Source organism: Plantactinospora sp. KBS50, from assembly GCF_002285795.1.
Classification (GTDB): Bacteria; Actinomycetota; Actinomycetes; order Mycobacteriales; family Micromonosporaceae; genus KBS50.
The window spans coordinates 4,559,973-4,574,342 of the sequence record NZ_CP022961.1 but is presented as its reverse complement, the minus strand read 5'-3'; the positions used below and the strand labels follow the sequence as shown (position 1 = coordinate 4,574,342).

General features: G+C 72.9%; 11 protein-coding genes. 9 read left to right on the top strand and 2 right to left on the bottom strand.

Annotated features, from left to right (window positions below; all coding sequences use genetic code 11):
- Window positions 1-551 precede the first annotated feature (551 nt).
- The 7 genes from CIK06_RS19570 (at window position 552) to CIK06_RS19540 (ending at window position 9,230) form a co-directional block, all read left to right on the top strand.
- Window positions 552-1,889: a cytochrome P450 gene (locus CIK06_RS19570; protein ID WP_198348366.1), complete on the top strand. Its 1,338-nt coding sequence runs from the start codon at window positions 552-554 to the stop codon at window positions 1,887-1,889.
- 6 nt (window positions 1,890-1,895) lie between these two features.
- A complete protein-coding gene (locus tag CIK06_RS19565) occupies window positions 1,896-2,789 on the top strand; it encodes a terpene synthase family protein (RefSeq protein WP_232533738.1) in 894 nt (297 codons plus the stop codon).
- Entirely contained in the window at window positions 2,786-4,624 is a 1,839-nt protein-coding gene (locus tag CIK06_RS19560; protein ID WP_095566046.1) for a prenyltransferase, read from the top strand. Before CIK06_RS19565 ends, CIK06_RS19560 begins: the two co-directional genes overlap by 4 nt.
- A 129-nt stretch (window positions 4,625-4,753) precedes the next feature.
- Window positions 4,754-7,834 (top strand): sensor histidine kinase, encoded by a 3,081-nt coding sequence (locus tag CIK06_RS19555; RefSeq protein ID WP_095566045.1) that lies wholly within the window; start codon window positions 4,754-4,756, stop codon window positions 7,832-7,834.
- A 14-nt stretch (window positions 7,835-7,848) separates the two neighbouring features.
- Window positions 7,849-8,268: a roadblock/LC7 domain-containing protein gene (locus tag CIK06_RS19550; RefSeq protein WP_095566044.1), complete on the top strand. Its 420-nt coding sequence runs from the start codon at window positions 7,849-7,851 to the stop codon at window positions 8,266-8,268.
- 4 nt (window positions 8,269-8,272) lie between these two features.
- Window positions 8,273-8,659, top strand: coding sequence for a DUF742 domain-containing protein (locus CIK06_RS19545; protein ID WP_095566043.1), 387 nt, complete (start codon window positions 8,273-8,275; stop codon window positions 8,657-8,659).
- A complete protein-coding gene (locus tag CIK06_RS19540) occupies window positions 8,640-9,230 on the top strand; it encodes an ATP/GTP-binding protein (RefSeq protein ID WP_095566042.1) in 591 nt (196 codons plus the stop codon). Before CIK06_RS19545 ends, CIK06_RS19540 begins: the two co-directional genes overlap by 20 nt.
- Before the next feature lie 111 nt (window positions 9,231-9,341).
- Here the strand turns inward: CIK06_RS19540 and CIK06_RS19535 are convergent, their stop codons facing one another.
- Window positions 9,342-12,194 (bottom strand): aconitate hydratase, encoded by a 2,853-nt coding sequence (locus CIK06_RS19535; protein WP_095566041.1) that lies wholly within the window; start codon window positions 12,192-12,194, stop codon window positions 9,342-9,344.
- 186 nt (window positions 12,195-12,380) lie between these two features.
- Here CIK06_RS19535 and CIK06_RS19530 point away from each other — a divergent pair, with 186 nt between their 5' ends.
- Window positions 12,381-12,794 carry a VOC family protein gene (locus CIK06_RS19530; protein ID WP_095566040.1) on the top strand — a complete coding sequence of 138 codons (414 nt, stop codon included), beginning with the start codon at window positions 12,381-12,383 and terminating at the stop codon, window positions 12,792-12,794.
- Between the two features lie 95 nt (window positions 12,795-12,889).
- Complete coding sequence (locus tag CIK06_RS19525) at window positions 12,890-13,438, top strand: hypothetical protein (protein ID WP_157756868.1); 549 nt, start codon at window positions 12,890-12,892, stop codon at window positions 13,436-13,438.
- Here the strand turns inward: CIK06_RS19525 and CIK06_RS19520 are convergent.
- The gene (locus CIK06_RS19520) at window positions 13,406-14,287 is read right to left on the bottom strand and encodes a bifunctional 5,10-methylenetetrahydrofolate dehydrogenase/5,10-methenyltetrahydrofolate cyclohydrolase (RefSeq protein WP_095566038.1); all 882 of its coding nucleotides are present in this window, start codon (window positions 14,285-14,287) and stop codon (window positions 13,406-13,408) included. The genes CIK06_RS19525 and CIK06_RS19520 overlap by 33 nt on opposite strands.
- Window positions 14,288-14,370 lie beyond the last annotated feature (83 nt).

Below are 14,370 nucleotides of genomic sequence, written 5' to 3'. Positions count from 1 at the left end.
GGATTCAAGATCAACCTGTCGAGGTGACCGGGGGATCCGTGGTCCCTCGCATCTTCGGCGAAGTCGGGGGGTTGAGGGCGCCCAGATACCCCAACTTCACCGAAGACGAGTTGATCTTGCCGGGCAGGCGGGGGTCGACGCGGACTCGGTGTGGGATCGACGTGGGTCGCGGTCGGGGTCGGGGTCCGGCCGTGCGATGATCCATTGTTGGGTACTCGCTTCGTCACCTTCTGTGATGTGCGTCACAAAATGACAGCTCCGGTGATCTTGATTGACCAGCGGAGTTGGCGGCGACGTGGCGTCGAAGCGCTGGTCAGGCGGTTGCGGATCGATCGCCGTCCCAATCACGTGGGCTGATGGGCCGCTCAGGACGAGGGCTGGAGTCACCGGAACGATGGTGACATGCTCGCCAGGACCGTAATCCGGATCACCATCGCCGCCGCCTGTCATCGGCCGACCGCCATTGTGGAGCGGAGGCGATGAGTTTATCGAGCAGGTGACCCATGGCCGATCTGTCAGCCCCCGCGTCCACCGGCAGCAAGGCACCAACCATCCCGGCCCGTACGGCGTTGCCCGCCCTGGTCCGTGACCCGCTCGGCGCCCTGGTGGCGTTCGGCGACCAGCATGCCGGGGGAGTGCTCCGGCTCGGCCTCGGCTCGGTGCGGCCGTATCTGATCAGTGATCCCGCGCATGTCCAGCACGTGCTGCGGGACAACGCCGACAACTACGTCCGGGACGGCAAGGGCATGCTGTGGCAGCCCGTCCGGCGCCTGTTCGGCGAGGGCATTCTGGCCGAGGGGCCGGTCTGGGCGGCCAGCCGGCGCACCCTCCAGCCGCTGTTCACGGCCAAGCGGATCGACGCGCTGGCCGACCGGATGGCGGAGGCGATCGGCGACGCGGTCGACGACCTGCGCGCCCCGGCGGCGGCGGGCGAGTCGGTCGACATCGGCGCCGCGCTGTCCCGGATCGTCTGCCGGGCGATCATGAACGTGCTCTTCGCCGACAAGGTGTCGGTGCCGGACGCGCTGCGGATCGTCGCCGCGCAGGACCGTATCGCGGTGGCCATCCTGCCGAGGCTGTTGGTCCCGTTCGTGCCGAACGCGATCCCGATGCCCGGCGACCGGGCGTTCAACGGCGGGGTGCGGACCATCGACGACGTGCTGCTGCCGGTGGTGCGCTCGGAGCGGGCGCAGACCGGTTCGGGCGACGACATCATCGCCACCCTGGCCCGGGCCGTGGACGACGAGGGCCAGCCGGTCACCGAGCGGCAGGCCCGCAACGACGCCGTGGCGATGTTCGCCACCAGCACGGAGACCACCTTCGGGCTGCTCACCTGGCTCTGGCCGATGTTGCAGGCGCACCCCGAGGTGGCCGAACGGCTGTACGCGGAGATCGACACCGTGGTCGGCGACGGTCCGGTCCGGCGCACCCACCTGAAGGAACTGCGCTACACCCGGATGGTCCTGGACGAGCTGCTGCGGCTCTATCCGGTGGCCTGGCTGATGCCGCGGACCGCGGTCGGCGACGACGTCATCGGCGGGGTGCGCATCGAGCGCGGCGCCGACCTGATCATCAGCCCGTACGTGACGCAGCGGCTGGCCGGTGTCTGGGACCGGCCGAACGAGTTCGACCCGGACCGCTTCGCCCCGGAGAACGCGCGCCAGCAGCACCGGTACGCGCACTATCCGTTCGGCGGCGGGCCGCACCAGTGTCTCGGCCAGTACCTGTTCTATCTGGAGACTCAATTGATCGTGGCGACCATCCTCAGCCGGTTCCGGTTCCAGGTGACCACCCCTGGCATCCCGGCGCCGCAGGTCGCCGCGAGCCTGCGGCCCAAGGAACGGGTACGGCTCGTGCTGCGGCCGGTGGACCGCGCGGTCGCGGCCTAGAGCGCCGTGCCCCCCACTCTGATCGGCGCCGACCCGTTGGCCGCCGCCGCCGATGCCGGCCGCGTCTGTGCCGTCGCCGCCGCCGGCCATCGCGACCTGCGCGGGTGCGCACAGCGCTACGGTGCGATCTTCCCGGCCCGGCCGTTCGACGACGCGCTGTACAGCGCCGTGTCCCAGGCGACCGCCTTCGGCGCCCCCTGGTACGACGCCGCACAGCTGCGGGTCGCCAACCGTACGGCGCTGTGGATCTTCGCGGTCGACTGGTTGATCGACACCTGCGCGCGTACGGCGGCCGAGGTGGACGAGGTGGTGACGCGCTGCCTGGCGGTCGCGGACGGCGCGGAGCCGGATCCGGCCGACGACGGGCTGGGTCGGTTCCTCGGCGAGATCCGCGACGAGCTGGCCGGGTCGCCCGCCTACGCCGGGCGCTCCGGCGCGTGGCGGGAGGAGTTCGGCCTGATGCTCGCGGCGATGGCCCGGGAGTGGTCGTGGAAGTCGGGCGCCACCGCCCGGCCCACCGTGCGGGAGTACCTGGACAACGCCGACAACTTCGGTTCGTCGTTCGTGAACGTGGGGCACTGGATCGCCGTGGCCGATCCCGCGGCGCTGCGCAACATCGAGGCGCTGACCACGGCCGGACGGACGGTGCAGCGCGCGCTGCGGCTGGTCAACGATCTGGCCACGCACGGCCGGGACACCGGTTGGGGCGACCTGAACGTACTGATGCTGGGGCCGGACCGGGACGCGGTGCGGCAGCAGATCGCCGAGCTGACCGAGCTGTGCCGCGAGCAGTTGGCGCCGATCGCCGAGGACTGCCCGCAGGAGGTCGCCTACCTGTTGCGGCAGATCGGCTTCAGCTCCGGCTTCTACCGGCTGGGTGACTTCTGGGGGCGGCGGTGACCGACGTCCAGGCGCCGGTCGGCGACCGTACGGTCGGGCACGACGCGGCCCCGCGGCCCCGGCAGCCGGTGGTGCGGGACCCGTCGCCGGCCGACCCGGTGGGCCGGCTGGTGGCGGGAATGATCGCCAGCCCGCAGGGTCAGGTGTCGGCCTCGGTGTACGAGACGGGCCGGCTGGTCAGCGGCGCCCCCTGGCTGGTGGGCCACGCCGACCGGATCGCGTGGCTGGTGGCCGGCCAGCATCCGGACGGCACCTGGGGCGCCCCCGACGGGTACCACCTGGTGCCGACCTTGAGCGCCACCGAGGCGCTGCTGGCGGTCCTCACCGCGCCGGCGCCGACCGGCGGGCCTGCGACGGCCGCCGGGCCGGCAGCAACCGGCGGGCCGGCGACGACAACGACCGCCGCGGCGGCGATCGCCTCGGCCGTGGACCGCGCGCTCGCCGCGCTCACCGAGCGGCGGGGCTGGCCCTCCGGCGGGGTGCTGCCGGACCTGCCGGCCGCCGACCTGACCGTGCCGGATCTGACCGAGCGGATCAACGCGCACCTGGACGGCCTGCCGGGGCGGCCGGTGCCCGGCCTGGAGCGGTGGTGCGGGCCGACCCGCGTCGACCTTCCGGCCGGCATGTCACCCCGGCGCCTGGCCGCGGTCCGGGCCGTTTTCGGCGCCGGTACGGCGGTGCCGGTGAAGCTGTTGCACGCGCTGGAGACGATCGGCCCGGCGGCCCGGCGGGCGGCCGGGGTCCGTCCCGAGCCGCCCGGCACGGTCGGTGCCTCCCCGGCGGCCACCGCCGCCTGGTTGGGCGGACCGGACGGCGACCCGGCGGCCGTGGCGTACCTGGGCGAGGTGGCCCGAGCCGGCGCCGTGCCGTGCACCATCCCGATCGAGGTGTTCGAGCGGGCCTGGGTGGTCGCCGACCTGTGTCGGGCCGGTCTGTCCGACCGGGTCCCGGCGGAGCTGGTCGACGGCCTGGCCGGCGCGCTCGGCCCGGCGGGTGCCTGCGCCGGCCCCGGGCTGCCGGCGGACGCCGACACCACGTCCGTGCTGCTGCACGCGCTCGCGCTGGCCGGCCGGCCGGTGCCGCCGGACAGCCTGCGCGGCTTCGACCTGGGCGACCACTTCTGCACCTGGGCCGGCGAGGACGGCAGTTCGGTCACCACCAACGCGCACGTGCTGGACGCGCTGGGTCCGCACGCCGCGCCGGTCCAAGCCCAGTCCGCATCGGACAGTCCGCCGACCACATTGGACCGAACGGCCACGGGTTCGGACCGGTCCGCCGCCGGCTCGGACCGGATCGGAAACGGTTCGGACCGGACCGCGCGCAGTTGCGACCGGACCGGGGACGGGTGGGCCGGATCCGCGGTCCGGCGGCTCTCCGGCTGGCTGCTGCGCCAGCAGCGGCCGGACGGGACCTGGACGGACCGCTGGCACGCGTCGCCGTACTACGCCACCGCCTGCGTGGTGCTCGCGCTCGCCCGGTACGGCGAGGCCGACGGGATCCATGCCGCGCTGGACCGCGCGGTCGACCGGGTGTCGGCAGGTCAGCGCCCGGACGGTTCCTGGGGCCGGTGGTCCGGCACCGCCGAGGAGACCGCCTACGCGCTCCAGGTGCTCGCGTCCGCCGGGTCCGGCCGGCCCGACGTGGCCGCGGTGATCCGAATCGGACGCTCGTACCTCGCGACCGCCGCGGAACACGCCCCCGGCCCGGCGCTCTGGCACGACAAGGATTTGTATCACCCGATCGCCATCGTGCGGGCCGCCGTGATCGCTGCGCTGCACGTCACGCGGGATTTCGCCGTTGACAAGGCATCGACGGCTCCAATCGGCCCCGAGTGAGCCTCGAATGACGCTCGATGACCGGCCCTTGAGTCAGATCACGGACACTGCTAGCGTGCGCCGGGATCCGCGCGACGGATCGCGAGATTTGTTGACGGGACAGTCAAAAGTCCGGCCAGGGACGGTGTGATGCGTTCGCGCAGTTCAAACCTGCGTACCAAGGTTGTTGCCCTGCTGCTGTCGCTGACCGCACTCTGGGTCTTCGCGGCATGGGTGACCGTACGGGACGGCCTGAACCTGCTCTGGGTCCAGACCTATGACAACCAGATCGCCCAACCGAGCGAGCCTCTCGTGAAGGAGCTCCAGGTTGAGCGGCGGCTTTCGGTCACCTACCTGGCGCAGCCCGGGGAGCAGCAGCGGGCCGCGCTCAATGCGAGCCGCGAGCGCAGCATCGAGCTGGCCGCGCGGTTCCGCGAGTCGGCCGAGGGCTGGCGCGCGAACATGGCCGCCGGCAAGGAACTCCAGGGCCGGATCCGGGACCTGTCCGGCAAGCTCGACGCGCTGGCGAAGACCCGCGACGCCATCGACGCCGGCTCCATCAGCCGCAGCGAAACCGCGCAGGCGTTCACCGGCGTGCTGGATGCGGCGTTCCGGGTCTACAGCGCGCTCGGTGCCCTCGACGACCCGCAGATCGCCTCCGACGCCCGGAACCTGATCCGGCTCAACCGGGTCCGCGAGATGGCCTCCCAGGAGGACGCGTTGCTGGCCGGTGCGCTCGCCGCCGGCAAGATGACCACGACCGAGCACACGTTGTTCGTCAAGATGGTCGGTGCGCAGCGCTTCCTGGCCGACGAGACCGTGCGCGAACTACCGGACTCGGACCGCGCGGCCTTCGACGAGATGGCCGACGCGCCGGGGTTCAGCAAGTTCCGCGACCTTGAGGACCGGGTGGTCGCCGCCGATCCCGCGCGCACGCTCCCGGTGAGCGCGCTGGACTGGCGCAACACCGCCGAGGCGGCACTGGCCGACCTGGACCAGGTGGTCGTGGAGGGCGGTGACTCGGTCGTCGAGCGGGCCACCCCGGTCGCGGCGTGGGTCATCATCCGGATGATCCTGGCCGCCGGCCTCGGCCTGATCGCCGTCATCGCGTCCATCGTGGTCTCGATCACCACCGCCCGGGCGCTGGTCCAGCAGCTTGAGCGGCTGCGCGAGGCGGCCTGGAAGCTGGCCAACGAGCGACTGCCCTCGCTTGTGGAACGGCTGGGTCGGGGCGACAAGGTGGACGTCGCCGTCGAGGCGCCGCCACTGGAATTCGGCACCGACGAGATCGGGCAGGTGGGCCAGGCGTTCAACGCGGTCCAGGAGACCGCGATCCGTACCGCCGTCGAGCAGGCCGAACTGCGCCGCAACGTCCGGGAGATCTTCCTCAGCCTGGCCCGCCGTACGCAGGCCCTGGTGCACCGGCAGCTCACCCTGCTGGACGCGATGGAGCGGCGGGAGACCGACGCCGAGGAACTGGAGGACCTGTTCCGGGTCGACCACCTGGCCACCCGGATGCGGCGTAACGCCGAAAACCTCATCGTGCTCTCCGGCTCCACGCCCGGCCGTGCCTGGCGGCGGAACGTGCCGATGGTCGACGTGGTCCGCGGCGCGGTCGCCGAGGTGGAGGACTACACCCGGGTGACGGTCCTGCCGTTCGGCTCGGTGGCGCTGGCCGGCCGGGCGGTCGGTGACGTCATCCACCTGCTGGCCGAGCTGATCGAGAACGCGCTGTCCTTCTCCCCGCCGCACACCACGGTGGAGGTCCGCGGCCAGTCGGTCGCCAACGGGTACGTCATCGAGATCGAGGACCGCGGCCTCGGCATGGGCGAGGACGAGCTGGCCATGGCCAACTCCCGGATCCAGGACCGGTCCGAGTTCAACCTGGCCACGGCCAGTCGCCTCGGGCTGTTCGTGGTCAGCCGGCTCACCGACCGGCACGGGGTCCGCGTCCAGCTCAAGGAGTCCCCGTACGGCGGCACGACGGCCGTGGTGCTCGTACCGCAGAACCTCGTCTCGGACGACCCCGACGGCGTGGACGAGACCGGCGGCGGTGGCCCGGCGCCGGCCGCGGCGCTGCCCGGTGCGGACGGCACGGGCGCCGACGCGGCGCCGGTGGCCACCGGTGGATCGGTGGCGGTCGTCGAGCGCGACCGGCCGTCCGGGCTGCGCGACGAGCCGCTGCTGCCGGCCCCGAGCCGGGCGTCCGGCGACGAGATCGAACCGACCGGATCGGGCGAACCGGAAGCCCTCGGCGACCGGCCCCGCAACTCGCCGTACCAGGACGCCGTGGCCCGCGCGCTCAGCGAGCCGACCACCGAACTGCCGGTACGGCCCGGCTCCGGCGGTGCCAGCACCGGCGCGCTGCCGGGTCCGGTCGGTGAACCGCTCAACGGCACCGACGAGCAGGGGCTGCCCACCCGGCGCCGCCGGGTGCCCGGCGCACATCTGCGGGAGGTCATGCGCCGGCGCCCCGCGCCGGACGCCGGCGCCCCGCCGGCCACCCGGCCCGGCCCGGCCGCTCCCGGTACGGCGCGGCCCGGTGGCCCACCGGCGCCGGCGACCGACACCAACCGGTCGGCGACCCCGGCGGCCCCCGCCGGCCGCGGACCGGCCGCGGACCTCACCTCGGGCGTCGGGCACGACACGGAGAGCGGCCAGCCGACCTCGGCCGACCCCACCGGCCCGGACCGCCGGCCGGCGGCCGGCCCGGAGAGCGCGGCCGAGGCACAGCGGACGTCCGCCGGCCTGCCCGTGCGGGTCAGGCAGGCCAACCTGGCCGCCCCGCTCAAGTCGGAGTCGGATCCGGTGGACGGGCCCGAGCAGGACGACCAGCCGGCCCGGCCGCCCGAGCAGGTCCGGCGGATGATGTCGTCGTACCAGAGCGGAACGCTGCGCGGTCGCTCCGCGGCCGCCCAGCTCGGCGACGCCGGGACAGCCGCCGCCGACGGAGCCGGCGGCTCCGGGGCGCAGCCGGCGCCCGGACCGGAGTCCGGTACGGCGCCCGCAACAGCGCCCGCGGCGGCGGCCACAACCGGTGTGGCACCCGACCCGGCGGCCACACCGCAGGTGCGGACAGTGCCCGGCGCCCCCGCCGACGGGACCACACCGCCCGGCACAGCCGGACCCGACGGGACAGCCCGGCCCCCCGACCGGGCGTCCCCCGCCGACCCGGTATCCCCCGCCGACGATTCACCCGCCGCCGATGATGACGGCGTATCCAGCAGGTAGAAAGAGGACAACGAGTGGTGCAGCAGACGGCTTCAAGCGTTGACCTGGCGTGGTTGCTGGACGACCTGGCCGGCCGGGTGAAGCAGGTGGAGCACGCGATCGCCCTGTCCACCGACGGGCTGTTGCTCGCCTCGTCGCGGGGCCTCGGGCGGGACGACGGAGAGCACCTGTCGGCGATGGCCGCCGGCATCCAGAGCCTGGCCCGCGGCGCCGGCAAGCGGTTCGGCGGCGGCCAGGTGCAGCAGACCATCATCGAGATGCAGTCGTCGTTCCTGTTCGTCACCGCGGCCGGGCGCAACGCCTGCCTCGCGGTGCTGGCCGCCGAGGACTCCGACGTGGGGCTCATTGCGTACGAGATGGCCATGCTGGTGACCAGGGTGGGCAAGTTCCTCAGCTCGCCCGAGCGGGTGGCCGACGCCCCGGGCGAACGGTGAGGCTATGCCGGAACCCGATGAGTCAACACCGGAGCAGTGGGTCGACGAACACGCCGGCCCGGTGGTGCGCCCGTACGCGGTCACCCGCGGTCGGGCCCGACCGGTGGCCGGCTCGTTCGACCTGATCTCGTTGGTGGTCGCTACTCAGCGAACACCGACGGCGGAGGTCGGCATGGGGCCGGAACACGTCGCGATCGTCGGCCTGTGTCAGCACCCGCTGTCCGTGGCGGAGATCGCCGCCCACCTCAATCTGCCGTTGGGCACAATCCGGGTGCTGCTCGGCGACCTGGTCGAACGCGAACTGGTGCGGGTACGCGAACCGCGCGCGACGACCGCCCTTCCCGATGACAGCGTTTTCGAGGCGGTTATCAATGGACTACGAGCACTCTGACCGCCGGCTTGGCGACGGGCTACCCACCGGGATCAAGATCCTTATCGCCGGTGGCTTCGGGGTGGGCAAGACCACCCTGGTGGGCGCGGTCAGCGAGACACCGCCGCTGCGTACGGAGGAGGTGTTGACCGAGACCGGGGTCGGCATCGACGACCTGTCCGGGGTGGAGCAGAAGTCCACCACGACGGTGGCGATGGACTTCGGCCGGATCACCATCAGCGACGAGTTGGTGCTCTACCTGTTCGGCACGCCCGGCCAGGACCGCTTCTGGTTCGTCTGGGACGAACTGGCACTCGGCGCGCTGGGCGCGGTGGTGCTGGCCGACACCCGTCGGCTGGCCGACTGCTTCCCGTCGATCGACTACTTCGAGGGCCGGGGCACGCCGTTCATCGTGGCGGTGAACTGTTTCGACGGCACCCAGCGGTACGCGCTGCACGAGGTGCAGCAGGCGCTGAACCTGGATGCCGACGTCCCGGTGGTGCTCTGCGACGCCCGGCAGAAGGAGTCGGCCAAGGAGGTCCTGATCACCCTCCTGGAGCACGCCATGAAGCTGCGGGAGAGCCGCAACTGACGGTTTCCGCCCGCCGGTCGGGCGGAACCGCCGCTGCGGCGGAAAAGAAGGGGCCCCTTCCGCCGCGCTCCACGCGGAGCGCGGCGGAAGGGGCCTCTTTCCTGCGGGTCGTCAGCCGAGCATCTTGCGCAGCACGTACTGCAGGATGCCGCCGTGCCGGTAGTAGTCGGCCTCGCCCGGGGTGTCGATCCGCACGACCGCGTCGAACTCCTTGCCGGTGTCCGTGCTGACCTTCACGGTCCGCGGCACCGCGCCGTCGTTCAGCGCGGTCACGCCGCTGATCGCGAACGTCTCGGTGCCGTCCAGCCCGAGCGACCCGGCGGTAGTGCCGGACGGGTACTGCAACGGCAGCACGCCCATGCCGATCAGGTTGGACCGGTGGATCCGCTCGTAGGACTCGGCGAGCACCGCCCGCACGCCCAGCAGCATGGTGCCCTTGGCGGCCCAGTCGCGGGACGATCCGGAGCCGTACTCCTTGCCGGCCAGGATCACCAGCGGCACGCCGGCCTCGGCGTACCCGACGGAGGCGTCGTAGATCGAGGTCTGCTCGCCGGTCAGGTGGTTGACGGTGACGCCGCCCTCCACGCCCGGCACGAGCTGGTTGCGCAGCCGGATGTTGGCGAACGTGCCCCGGATCATCACCTCGTGGTTGCCCCGGCGGGAGCCGTACGAGTTGAACTCGTGCCGCGGCACGCCGTGCTCGGCCAGGTAGCGGCCGGCGGGGGAGTCGGGCTTGATCGAACCGGCCGGCGAGATGTGGTCGGTGGTCACCGAGTCACCCAGCTTGGCCAGCACCCGCGCGCCGGAGATGTCGGCCACCGGCGCCGGCGCGGGGGACATGCCCTCGAAGTAGGGGGGCTTGCGGACGTACGTCGAGTCGTCCTCCCAGGCGAACGTGTCGCCGGTGGGGGTGGGCAGCGACCGCCAGCGCTCGTCGCCGGCGAACACGTCCGAGTACGCCTGGCCGAAGCCGGTTGCGCCGATGGCGGCCGAGATGACGTCCTGGATCTCCGCGCTGCTCGGCCAGATGTCCCGCAGGAACACCGGCTGCCCGGTGGAGTCCTCGCCGATCGGCTCGTTGGCCAGGTCGACGTCCATGGTGCCGGCCAGCGCGTACGCCACGACCAGCGGCGGGGAGGCCAGGTAGTTCATCTTGACGTCCGGGTTGATCCGGCCCTCGAAGTTGCGGTTGCCGGACAGCACGGACACCACGGCCAGGTCGTTCTCGTTGACCGCGGCCGAGACCGCCTCCGGCAGCGGGCCGGAGTTGCCGATGCAGGTGGTGCAGCCGTAGCCGACGAGGTGGAAGCCGAGCTTCTCCAGGTACGGCGTGAGGCCGGCCCGCTCGTAGTAGTCCATCACCACCTTCGACCCGGGCGCGAGGGTGGTCTTCACCCAGGGCTTGCGGGACAGTCCCCGCTCCACCGCGTTGCGGGCCAGCAGCGCCGCGCCGATCATGACCTGCGGGTTCGAGGTGTTGGTGCAGGAGGTGATGGCGGCGATCACCACGGCGCCGTGGTCGAGTTCGAACTGCGTACCGTCGTCGCCGGTGACCCGGATCGGGTTGCTGGCCCGGCCGCCGGAGCCGACCGCGGCGGTGACGATCTCCCGCGGGGCGTCGGCGGCGTCCTGGACGTCGTTGGCCGGCGGGTCGCTGGCCGGGAACGACTCGGCGCTGGCCTCGTCGGCGGGTCCGTTGGTGCCGTTGCGGCGGGTCGGCCGGGCGCCGTCGGCGCTGGCGCCGGATCCGCCGCTGGCTTCGTCGGTGGCCACGTAGTCGGTGAGCGCGGACCGGAACAGCGTCTTGGCGTTGCCCAGCGGCACCCGGTCCTGCGGGCGCTTCGGGCCGGCCAGGGACGGTTCGATGGTGGACAGGTCCAGCTCGAGCCGCTCGGAGTAGTCCGGCTCGTGGTCCGGGTCGTGCCAGAGGCCCTGCTGCCGGGCGTACGCCTCGACGAGCGCGACCTGCTGCTCGGTGCGGCCGGTGAGCTTCAGGTAGTTCACCGTCTCGGCGTCGATCGGGAAGATCGCCACGGTGGAGCCGTACTCGGGGGACATGTTGCCGATGGTGGCCCGGTTGGCCAGCGGCACGGCGCTCACGCCGGGGCCGTAGAACTCGACGAACTTGCCCACCACACCGTGCTTGCGCAGCATCTCGGTGATGGTCAGCACCAGGTCGGTGGCGGTGGTGCCGGCCGGCATCTCGCCGTGCAGCTTGAAGCCGACGACCCGGGGGATCAGCATGCTGACCGGCTGGCCGAGCATCGCGGCCTCGGCCTCGATGCCGCCCACGCCCCAGCCGAGCACGCCGAGGCCGTTGACCATCGTGGTGTGCGAGTCGGTGCCCACCACGGTGTCCGGGTACGCCTGGCCGCCGCGTTCCATGATCGTGCGGGCCAGGTACTCGATGTTGACCTGGTGCACGATGCCGGTGCCCGGCGGCACCACCTTGAACTCGTTGAAGGCCGACTGACCCCAGCGCAGGAACTGGTAGCGCTCCTTGTTGCGCTGGTACTCCAGCTCGACGTTGCGGGCGAAGGCGTCCTCCCGGCCGAACAGGTCGGCGATCACCGAGTGGTCGATGACCAGCTCGGCGGGGGCCAGCGGGTTGACCCGGGTCGGGTCGCCGCCCAGGTCGCGGACGGCCTCCCGCATGGTGGCCAGGTCGACCACGCAGGGCACGCCGGTGAAGTCCTGCATGAGCACCCGGGCGGGGGTGAACTGGATCTCCACGCTGGGGTCCGCGTCCGGGTCCCAGCCGCCGAGCTGGCGGATGTGGTCGGCGGTGATGTTGGCGCCGTCCTCCGTCCGCAGCAGGTTCTCCAGGAGGATCTTCAGGCTGTACGGCAGGGTGGCGTGCCCGTCCACCGTGTCGATCCGGAAAATCTCGTAGCTCGCGTCTCCGACGCGCAGCTCACTCCTGGCACCGAAGGTGTCGAGGCTCGCCACGTCGTACTCCTTCATCGCAGTTCCGCCGGCCTGGCCTACCGCGGCGCCGCCGCCGGTAGTCCCTACGTCTGTCGTACCTCTTACCGCGGGAGCCGCCCGAGGTAACCCCGTGGGGCGCCGCCGGTCCGAGACCCGTAAAACCGTACGTCCGTCTTGCTATTCGCGCAACCCCGTGTCACGCTGTCGCCAGGGGAGGTCACCATGATCCATCATGTCCAGCTTGCCTGTCCGCGGGGCTCCGAGGAGACGTTACGGCGCTACTACGTCGGACTGCTCGGCCTGGTGGAGAAGCCGAAGCCACCCGCCCTGGCGGCCCGCGGCGGCTGCTGGTTCGTCACGCCGGACCGGCTGGACGCCGCCCCGGCGGGGCAGCCGGACCGGGCCGCGCCCGGGGCGCGGCCCGGCATCGAGCTGCACCTCGGGGTCGAGGACGACTTCCGGCCGGCCCGCAAGGCCCACCCCGGACTGCTCTGGCCCGACCTGGACGCGCTGGCCGACCGGCTCGTGGCCGCCGGCTACGACGTGGCCTGGGGCAACGACGAGGTGCCCGGCCTGCGCCGCTTCCACACCCACGACCCGCACGGCAACCGCCTGGAGTTCCTCGCCACGGGCTGACGCCGCGCCGCGCCGCCCCGCGCCGGTGCCGTCGCGGGCTCGCGCGCGGCGTGCGGTGACCCGGTGCGGGGTCGCGCGATGCTAGGGTGCCGCCCGTGATCGCCGCAGAGGTCCACCTGAGCGCCCAGCCCCGGCTCGACTCCGTCGTCACCGCCTTCCCCGTCGACCCGGAGCGGCCCGACGCGCGCCGGCTGCACACCGCGTACGCCGGTGTCGCCTGGATCGGCGACCGGCCGCAGGGGGACACCGGGCTGGCCGGCCCGGACTACCGGCGCCGCCAGGTCGACGCCCGGCTGTTCCTGCCGGACACCCACTGGTACGACGTCGAGGCGCTGGCCGACGTCGAGGTGCAGGTCACCGGCGCGCTGATGCAGGTGGCCGGCACGGCGCAGGGCACTCAGGGACTGGTCGGCGCCCTGGCCGAGCCGATCGTCGAGTTCTACGAGCACCCGGAGGGGCAGCCCGGCGTCGGCCTCTGCCTGTGGCTGCGCGGCGACATCTGGTCGAACCTCGGCCTCAGCTACCGGGTGGTGGTGTCCTGCGCCCCCGACGCCGTCCTCGAACCCGGTCCGGTCGCCGACGAGGAGGGCGCGGACCTGCCCGAACTGCCCTCACCCGGCGCCGACGGCACCGGGGCGGCCTGAGACCTGCGCCTCGGCCGCCGCCACCGTCTGCTCCAGCAGCACGGCGATGGTCATCGGCCCGACCCCGCCCGGTACCGGAGTGATCAGTCCGGCGCGTTCGCGGGCCGCCGCGAAGTCCACGTCACCCACCCCGCCCGGGTGGTAGCCGGCGTCCACCACGGCGGCCCCGGGCTTCACCCAGTCTCCGGCGACGAACCGCGGCCGGCCCACCGCGGCCACCACGATGTCGGCGTCCCGGACCAGGCCGGGCAGGCCGGTCGTGCGCGAGTGGCAGTACGTCACCGTGGCGTCCCGGGCCAGCAGCAGCATCCCGACCGGCCGGCCGAGGATCGGGCTGCGCCCGATCACCACGGCCCGCCGCCCGGCCAGCGGCACCTCGTACGCCTCCAGCAGCCGGAGGATCCCGCCGGGGGTGCAGGAGGCGAAGCCGGGCCGGCCGAACGCCATGGCGCCGAACGAGTGCATGGTCACCCCGTCGACGTCCTTGGCCGGGTCGATGGCCTCGAACGCGGCCCGCTCGTCGATGCCGGCCGGCACCGGATGTTGCAGCAGGATGCCGTGCACCGCCGGGTCGGCGGACAGCTCACCGATGCGCCGTACCAGTTCCGCCGTGTCGATGCCGGCGGGCAGCGGCACGTGCCGCGAGTCGATCCCCGCCTGCGCGGACCGGTTGCGCTTCATCCGGACGTACGTCTGCGACGCCGGGTCGTCGCCGACCAGCACGGTGGCCAGGCAGGGGCGTACCCCTGTGCCGGCGGTGAGGTCGGCGGCCCGCGCGGCGGCGGCCGTCACGATGTCTCGGGCGAGGTCGGTGCCGGCCATCAGCCGGGCGTCGGTCGGGGTGGTCATCGGCGGCTCCGTGCGGGTGGCGGGAAAGGAGGAAGGGCCCCCCGATTATTCAGGGGGCCCCTCCCCGGCTCAGCCGGACGGCC

What these genes read in the sequence shown, in the direction of transcription:
- CIK06_RS19520 (WP_095566038.1), bottom strand. Translation starts at nt 14,287, where the DNA reads ATGACCACCCCGACCGACGCCCGGCTGATGGCCGGCACCGACCTCGCC.
- CIK06_RS19540 (WP_095566042.1), top strand. Translation starts at nt 8,640, where the DNA reads ATGGACTACGAGCACTCTGACCGCCGGCTTGGCGACGGGCTACCCACC.
- CIK06_RS19535 (WP_095566041.1), bottom strand. Translation starts at nt 12,194, where the DNA reads ATGAAGGAGTACGACGTGGCGAGCCTCGACACCTTCGGTGCCAGGAGT.
- CIK06_RS19555 (WP_095566045.1), top strand. Translation starts at nt 4,754, where the DNA reads ATGCGTTCGCGCAGTTCAAACCTGCGTACCAAGGTTGTTGCCCTGCTG.
- CIK06_RS19545 (WP_095566043.1), top strand. Translation starts at nt 8,273, where the DNA reads ATGCCGGAACCCGATGAGTCAACACCGGAGCAGTGGGTCGACGAACAC.
- CIK06_RS19530 (WP_095566040.1), top strand. Translation starts at nt 12,381, where the DNA reads ATGATCCATCATGTCCAGCTTGCCTGTCCGCGGGGCTCCGAGGAGACG.